The organism is Pelomonas sp. CA6 (assembly GCF_022549225.1).
Lineage (GTDB): Bacteria > Pseudomonadota > Gammaproteobacteria > Burkholderiales > Burkholderiaceae_C > Roseateles.
Window position 1 is genome coordinate 146,260 of sequence record NZ_JAKZFD010000012.1, and the last position, 6,283, is coordinate 152,542.

Consider the following 6,283-nt stretch of genomic DNA (forward strand, 5'->3'; position numbering starts at 1 on the left):
TTGTTTGTGCGGGATTGCAAACCTAGCATGGCTTCACTGCTTTGGGAGACCTCCATGCCGCATCTGTTGCTGACCCTGAACCCCGCGCCCGGCGTGACGCCCGACCTGCGCGCGCTGGCGCTGACGCTGACCGCGCTGACCGAGGAGCATTTGGACAAGGACCCCGCACTGACCGCGGTGCGCATCGAACCCTGGCCGGAGACCGGCTGGTTCATCGGCGGGCGCTCGATGGCGGCAGACAGCCGCGCCAGCTATCACCTGGAGGTGCTGGTGACCGCCGGCACCAATGATGAGGCGCAGATCGCCGCCTACCTGGCCGCCGTGCATGCGACGCTGGCGCGCACGCTGGGGCCCTTGCATCCGGTCAGCTATGGCGTGGTGCGCCAGCAGCCGGCGACGGCCTGGGGCTATGGCGGGCTGACCCAGGCGCAGCGGCGGCGCACGGGCCGGGACGCCGGGGGGCAGCCCGAGCCGGCCGGCGTTCAGATCGGCAGTTCGGTGAAGTAGCGGCCGCCGTGGAAGATCAGCGGCTGGCCCTGCTCGACGCGGTGGCAGCGCTCGACCTCGCCGACGAAGATGACGTGGTCACCTTCCTCGTAGCGGCTGCGGTTGGCGCATTCGAACACCGCGACGCAGCCGTCCAGCAGCGGCACGCCGGCCAGGCCCTCGTGCCAGCGCACGCCGTCGAAGCGGTCGATGTCGCGCGTCGCGAAGCGCTGGGCCAGCGCCTTCTGGTCCGCGCCCAGGATGTGGATCGCGTAATGCGAACCGCGGCTGAACACCGGCATGGAGCCGGCGCGCTGCGCCAGGCTCCACAGCACCAGCGGCGGCGAGAGCGAGACGGAGTTGAAGGAGTTGGCCGTCAGCCCGACCAGGCTGCCGTCCTCGGCGCGCGCGGTGACGATGGTCACGCCGGTCGCGAACAGCCCCAGTGCGGCGCGGAACTGCTGGGTGTCCAGCGGGTCCGTGGCTTGCAGCGGGCTGATGATCGGAGGCGTGAGCGAGGCAGACATGGCGCCATTGTCGCCGGAGGCGCCTGAGCCTGCCGGGCTCTGCCTAGAATCCGCGCCATGTCCAGTCTCCCCGCCTCCGCGGCCGGGGCCATGTCGGGCGCGTTGGCGCGCCTGCGCCGCCTCGTCCTGATCGCCCTGCTTGGCTTCGCCTCGGGGCTGCCGCTGGCGCTGACCGGCCAAGCCTTGCAGGCCTGGCTGACGATGCGCGGGTTGGACCTGGCCACGATCGGCTTTCTGACGCTGGTCGGGCTGCCCTATACCTTCAAGTTCCTCTGGGCGCCGCTGATGGACCGCTTCGAGCCGCCCGGGCTGGGGCGGCGGCGCGGCTGGATGCTGTTGACCCAGCTGGCGCTGGCCGGCGCGCTGGCGCTGCTGGCGGGCATCGACCCCGCGCAGGAGATCCGCCTGTTCGCGCTGGTGGGCCTGAGCGTGGCCTTTCTGTCGGCGTCGCAGGACGTCGCGATCGACGCCTATCGCACCGACCTGCTGCTGCCCGCCGAGCGCGGCATGGGCGCGTCGCTGACCACGCTGGGCTACCGGCTGGCGATGATTGTTTCCGGCGGGCTGGCCTTCATCTGGGTGGACCCGGTGCAGGGTGGCGGCTGGAGCTGGCCCGAGGTCTACCGGCTGATGGCCCTGCTGATGCTGGGCGCGGCCGGCGTCACCGCGCTGCTGCTGCCGCGCCTGCCCCCGCGCGAGGCGCCGTCCAGCGTCGCCCGCCACGAGGTGCTGGGCTTTGCCGCCGTGCTGGCCGCGGTGGCGCTGGGCGCGCTGCTGACCGACCGCGCCATCGCGCCCGCGGTGGCGCAGGCGCTGCAGTCGGTCTGGACCGGCGGCGCGGGCCTGGCGAAGAAATGGGCCGACCTGCTCAGCCTGCTGCTGGGCCTGGCGCTGACGCTGCCACTGGCCGCCTGGGCGGCCCGGCGCGCGCGCTACGAGACCCTGCTGGGCGGCCTGGGCAGCTATTTCGCGCTGCCCGCGGCCGGCGCGATGCTGGTCTTCATCGTGCTGTACAAGCTGGGCGACGCGTTCGCGCAGGCCCTGCTGACCCCCTTCCTGCTGCAGGCCATGCATTTCAGCAGCGCCGAGGTGGGCGTGGTCAACAAGGTCTTTGGCCTGTGGCTGAGCATTGGCGGCGCGCTGCTGGGCGGGCTGCTGATGCTGCGCCTGGGGCTGTGGCGCGCGCTGATGCTGTTCGGCGTCGCGCAGGCCCTGAGCAACCTGGGCTTCTGGTGGCTGGCCAGCCATGGCCAGGGCGCGATGGGCGCGGTGCTGGTGCCCGCCTTCGACTGGGGCTTCGTGAAGCTGGCGCAGGCCACGCCGGTGGACGGCGGGCTGCTGATGGTGATCGTGATCGAGAACCTCAGCGGCGGCATGGGCACGGCGGCCTTCCTGGCCTTCATCACCGGACTGTGCAACCAGCGCTACACGGCCACGCATTTCGCGCTGCTTTCTGCCTTCACCGCGGTGGGCCGCGTCTGGGTGGGGCCGCTGGCCGGCGTGCTGGCGGAGGCGATCAGCTGGCCCAGTTTCTTTATCCTTTCGCTGTTGATGGCCTTGCCGGCGCTGATCATGCTGGTGTGGCTGCGGCCCCGCATCATGGCGCTGGAGCCGCCCCGCCCATGAGCACCACGCCGACCGGCCGCGAGCGCCGCTTGCCGCGGCGCGCCTGAGCCCCATCTTCCCCGGAACTCCGACGGACTTTCGACCCGACCGATGACACACGACGACGACTTCAACCCCCACGCCAACCCGGTGCTGGACGGCGTGCCCGCCTATGGCTTCGGGCGCTGCGACTGCCGCCGCTGTGGGGTGGCGACGGGCCCGGCGCAGCCGCAGCGGCGCCTGTTCACCGGCCTGCTGGGCGCAACAGGCCTGGCGGCGGCGCTGCCGGCGCTGGGCCAGCCGCAGCGCGAGGGCGTGGACGTGGGCGGGCAGAGCACCTTCGCCAAGCTGGTGCCGGCCGAGCAGATCGAGGCCGCCGCCGCGCAGGAGTACCAGCGCATGCTGCAGCAGGCGCAGCGCCAGCGCGCGCTGGCGCCGGCCAGCCATCCGCAGCTGCAGCGGCTGCGTGCGATCGCGCAGCGCATCATTCCCTATGCGCTGCCCTGGAACGAGCGCGCGCGCGGCTGGCGCTGGGAAGTCAACCTGATCGGCAGCCAGGAGCTCAACGCCTTCTGCATGCCGGGCGGCAAGATCGCCTTCTACTACGGCATCCTCGAGAAGCTGCAGCTCAGCGACGACGAGGTGGCCACCATCATGGGCCACGAGGTCGCGCACGCGCTGCGCGAGCACGCCCGCGAGCGCATGGGCAAGACCACCGCGACGCGCGTGGGCGCGGGGCTGATCTCCAGCCTGCTGGGGCTGGGCAACGTGGGCGACACGCTGCTGAACATGGGCGGCCAGCTGCTGACGCTGAAGTTCAGCCGCGAGGACGAGACCGAGGCCGACCTGGTCGGCATGGAGCTGGCCGCGCGCTCGGGCTACGACCCGGCCGCTGGCGTGAGCCTGTGGCAGAAGATGGGCCAGGCCAGCAAGGGCGCGCCGCCGCAATGGCTGTCCACCCACCCGGCCGGCCCCACGCGCATCCACGACATCGAGGCCAACCTGCCCAAGGTCAGCGGCCTGTACCAGCGCGCCGACAAACCCCAGCAGCAGTTCGGGCCGCCTCCGCGCAAGCAGTAAGCCACCCTGTCGGGCCGGCCGCGTGTGCTCGCGCGGCGCGGGCTCAGCGGTCGGCGACGAAGGGGTTGGTGCGCCGCTCCGCGCCGAAGCTGCTTTCCGGGCCGTGGCCGGGGATGAACACCGTGTCGTCGCCCATGGGCCAGAGGCGTTCACGGATGGAGCTCAGCAGCTCTTCGTGATTGCCGCCCGGGAAATCGGTGCGGCCGATGCTGCCGGCGAACAGCACGTCGCCGACGAAGCAGCGCCGCGCGCTGGCCGAATGGAACACCACGTGGCCCGGCGTGTGGCCCGGGCAGTGGCGCACCGTCAGCGTTTCGTGGCCCACCTGCACCGTGTCGCCGTCGTGCAGCCAGCGCGTGGGCGTGAAGGGCTCGGCCGGCGGGAAGCCGAACATCGCGCTCTGCTGCGGCAGGCCGCTGATCCAGAACTGGTCGCCCGGATGCGGCCCGATGATGGGCAGGCCCTCGGTGCGCGCCAGCTCGCCGGTGCCGCCGGCGTGGTCGATGTGGGCATGGGTGAGCCAGATCGCCTTCAGCGTCAGCCCGCGCTCGCGCGCCGCGGCCCGCAGGCGCGGCAGCTCGCCGCCGGGGTCGATCACCGCGGCGTCATGGGTCTGGTCGCACCAGACCAGCGAGCAGTTCTGCTGGAAAGGGGTGACAGGGAGGGTCAGGTATTGCAGGGCCATGGCGGTGGAGCGCTTGAGAACAGAGTTGCGGAGGGCTGGGCAAATTATCGAAGCCTTGAGAGGCGGCGGCGAGCCAGATGGGGGTATCGCGCCGGGCAAGCCCTGGCAGAACGGCTTTGTGGAGAGCTTCAACGGCAAGCTGCGCGACGAACTGCTCAACCGGGAAGGGCTCCGCACGCTGGCCGAAGGCAAGGTGCAGATCGAAGCTTGGTGCCTGTTCTACAACGAGCGCCGGCCGCACAGCGCCTTGGGCTACCGTCCATCCGCTGTGGTTCGCCGCGAGTGGCCCGACACCGACAACATCACCCTGAGACTCATCGCCTGCGTGGCTATAAGTTCCATACGCAGGTCAGAGGCGGCAGCGTTCGCGAATCTGATTGAGCAGCCGCACAGAGCGAAGCGGCGGCAGCTCTGCCACTGACTGAGGGCGTATGGTTCCCGGGGGACGCTGCGGCCTGAGATAGATGACAACATGACGGCTCGCCTAACTCCTGGAGCTGCCGCGCAGACCTACCAGGACAGATGTAACCGGTGCGGCATTTGACTTTGAAAATTAATTTTGTATAAAAATACAGTAAACAGAGGGAGAGAACAGATGGGACAAAGACTTACGCACGCCTGGTTGCGGCTGTTAGCACGCGGGTTCCGGTGTTATTCGACACTTGCTGTCGGTATATAACAAGTTGGACCGCACATGGATGAACAGAGCCACTTCCGCGAGCTACTTAACGCAGCCGGGGATTACCTCCCTCCGAGCGTCCTCACCACATGTCGTAGCCTCAATGAACATGGCGAGTGGGAGATCGCGTTCGGGCATTGCAAATACCACTTGCAGGGCGTTCAGCTTCCCTATGCCGTCTCAGCGATGCTTATCGCCTGCGAGCAGCGCTTCGGCATTGGTGCCGCGCAGCGCAGGCCCAACCAGTCGCTCCACCGGACGGCCTTCGGCCGTCGGTGAGCTCGCGCGTTAGGCCGCATGTAGGCACCCGAGATGAACTCACGACCACCTTTCCGCTGGCTCGTATACCTTTGGTTAGCTATCGCGGCGATCTGGGCGCTGTCTGGCTTGCTTCTCTTCTCCAATGACAACCGCGGCACATTCGGAGACATGTTTGGCGCAGTCAACGCGCTATTCACTGGGCTCGCATTCGCTACGCTCATCTACACCACTTGGATGCAACGCGAGGAACTTGCACTGCAGCGGGAAGAGCTTGCGGCCACGCGGGATGAGCTTCAAGGCCAGAAGGAGCAGTTGCGCCAGCAGAGCGAGACGTTCGCGCTACAGCAGTTTGAGAACACGTTCTTCTCGCTGCTTCGCACGCACGGCGAGATCGTCAACGCGATGGATCTTGTCGACGAGAACAATCGCGTCACAAAGTCCCGGGACTGCTTCCGCGTGTGGCACAAGCGACTAAGTGGCCTGCACGCAGCTCACGCGGTATACCCACCCGGTCCGGAAGCAACGCTCGCAACCGTGCAGGATATCTACGCGCGCTTCTACAAGAGTCATCAAGCAGAGGTTGGTCACTACTTCCGCCACCTGTACCACATCATCAAGTTCGTAAAGCTTTCTGCCGTGCCGAACAAGAAGCAGTACACGAGCTTGGTTCGCGCACAACTTTCGAGCTACGAGCACGTCTTTCTCTTCTACAACTGCTTGAGCGAGATGGGTTATGCGAAGTTCAAATCTCTCGTAGAAGAGTTCGCCCTCCTGGAGAATATGCCGCAGGAGCTTCTCTTGGCACCTGCAAGGCACCGGCCTCTATACGCTCCTTCTGCATACGGCGAAGGCGATGCGGCCTAACCCTTTACAGGGACTTCCCACCGCGTCAACACCGTCTCATTGAATTCCCCCGCAAGAACTGACCCCGATTGATCCGGATTGCACACGCCGACTCGA

General features: G+C 67.8%; 7 protein-coding genes and 1 pseudogene. 6 read left to right on the plus strand and 2 right to left on the minus strand.

Annotation, left to right across the window (positions count from 1 at the left end; translation table 11 throughout):
* Nucleotides 1-27: 27 nt before the first annotated feature.
* Nucleotides 28-507: a 4-oxalocrotonate tautomerase gene (locus LZ017_RS19130; protein WP_241398520.1), complete on the plus strand. Its 480-nt coding sequence runs from the start codon at nucleotides 28-30 to the stop codon at nucleotides 505-507.
* On the opposite strand, the gene LZ017_RS19135 is transcribed toward LZ017_RS19130, so the two are convergent.
* On the minus strand, nucleotides 483-1,013 hold the full coding sequence (locus LZ017_RS19135) for a flavin reductase family protein (protein WP_241398521.1): 531 nt from the start codon (nucleotides 1,011-1,013) through the stop codon (nucleotides 483-485). The genes LZ017_RS19130 and LZ017_RS19135 overlap by 25 nt on opposite strands.
* A 57-nt stretch (nucleotides 1,014-1,070) precedes the next feature.
* Here LZ017_RS19135 and LZ017_RS19140 point away from each other — a divergent pair, with 57 nt between their 5' ends.
* Together LZ017_RS19140 and LZ017_RS19145 are read left to right on the plus strand one after the other, a co-directional pair.
* The gene (locus LZ017_RS19140; RefSeq protein WP_241398522.1) at nucleotides 1,071-2,639 is read left to right on the plus strand and encodes an MFS transporter; all 1,569 of its coding nucleotides are present in this window, start codon (nucleotides 1,071-1,073) and stop codon (nucleotides 2,637-2,639) included.
* A gap of 90 nt (nucleotides 2,640-2,729) precedes the next feature.
* Nucleotides 2,730-3,698 carry a M48 family metallopeptidase gene (locus LZ017_RS19145; protein WP_241398523.1) on the plus strand — a complete coding sequence of 323 codons (969 nt, stop codon included), beginning with the start codon at nucleotides 2,730-2,732 and terminating at the stop codon, nucleotides 3,696-3,698.
* 43 nt (nucleotides 3,699-3,741) lie between these two features.
* Here LZ017_RS19145 and LZ017_RS19150 read toward each other — a convergent pair whose 3' ends face one another.
* Nucleotides 3,742-4,383: an MBL fold metallo-hydrolase gene (locus LZ017_RS19150; protein ID WP_277604786.1), complete on the minus strand. Its 642-nt coding sequence runs from the start codon at nucleotides 4,381-4,383 to the stop codon at nucleotides 3,742-3,744.
* A gap of 85 nt (nucleotides 4,384-4,468) precedes the next feature.
* Here LZ017_RS19150 and LZ017_RS19155 point away from each other — a divergent pair.
* The 3 genes and pseudogenes from LZ017_RS19155 to LZ017_RS19165 all read left to right on the plus strand — a co-directional run.
* Nucleotides 4,469-4,804, plus strand: a pseudogene (locus LZ017_RS19155) (transposase); the annotation flags it as partial.
* Between the two features lie 273 nt (nucleotides 4,805-5,077).
* A complete protein-coding gene (locus LZ017_RS19160; protein ID WP_241398524.1) occupies nucleotides 5,078-5,341 on the plus strand; it encodes a hypothetical protein in 264 nt (87 codons plus the stop codon).
* A 33-nt stretch (nucleotides 5,342-5,374) separates the two neighbouring features.
* On the plus strand, nucleotides 5,375-6,187 hold the full coding sequence (locus tag LZ017_RS19165; RefSeq protein WP_241398525.1) for a putative phage abortive infection protein: 813 nt from the start codon (nucleotides 5,375-5,377) through the stop codon (nucleotides 6,185-6,187).
* Nucleotides 6,188-6,283 lie beyond the last annotated feature (96 nt).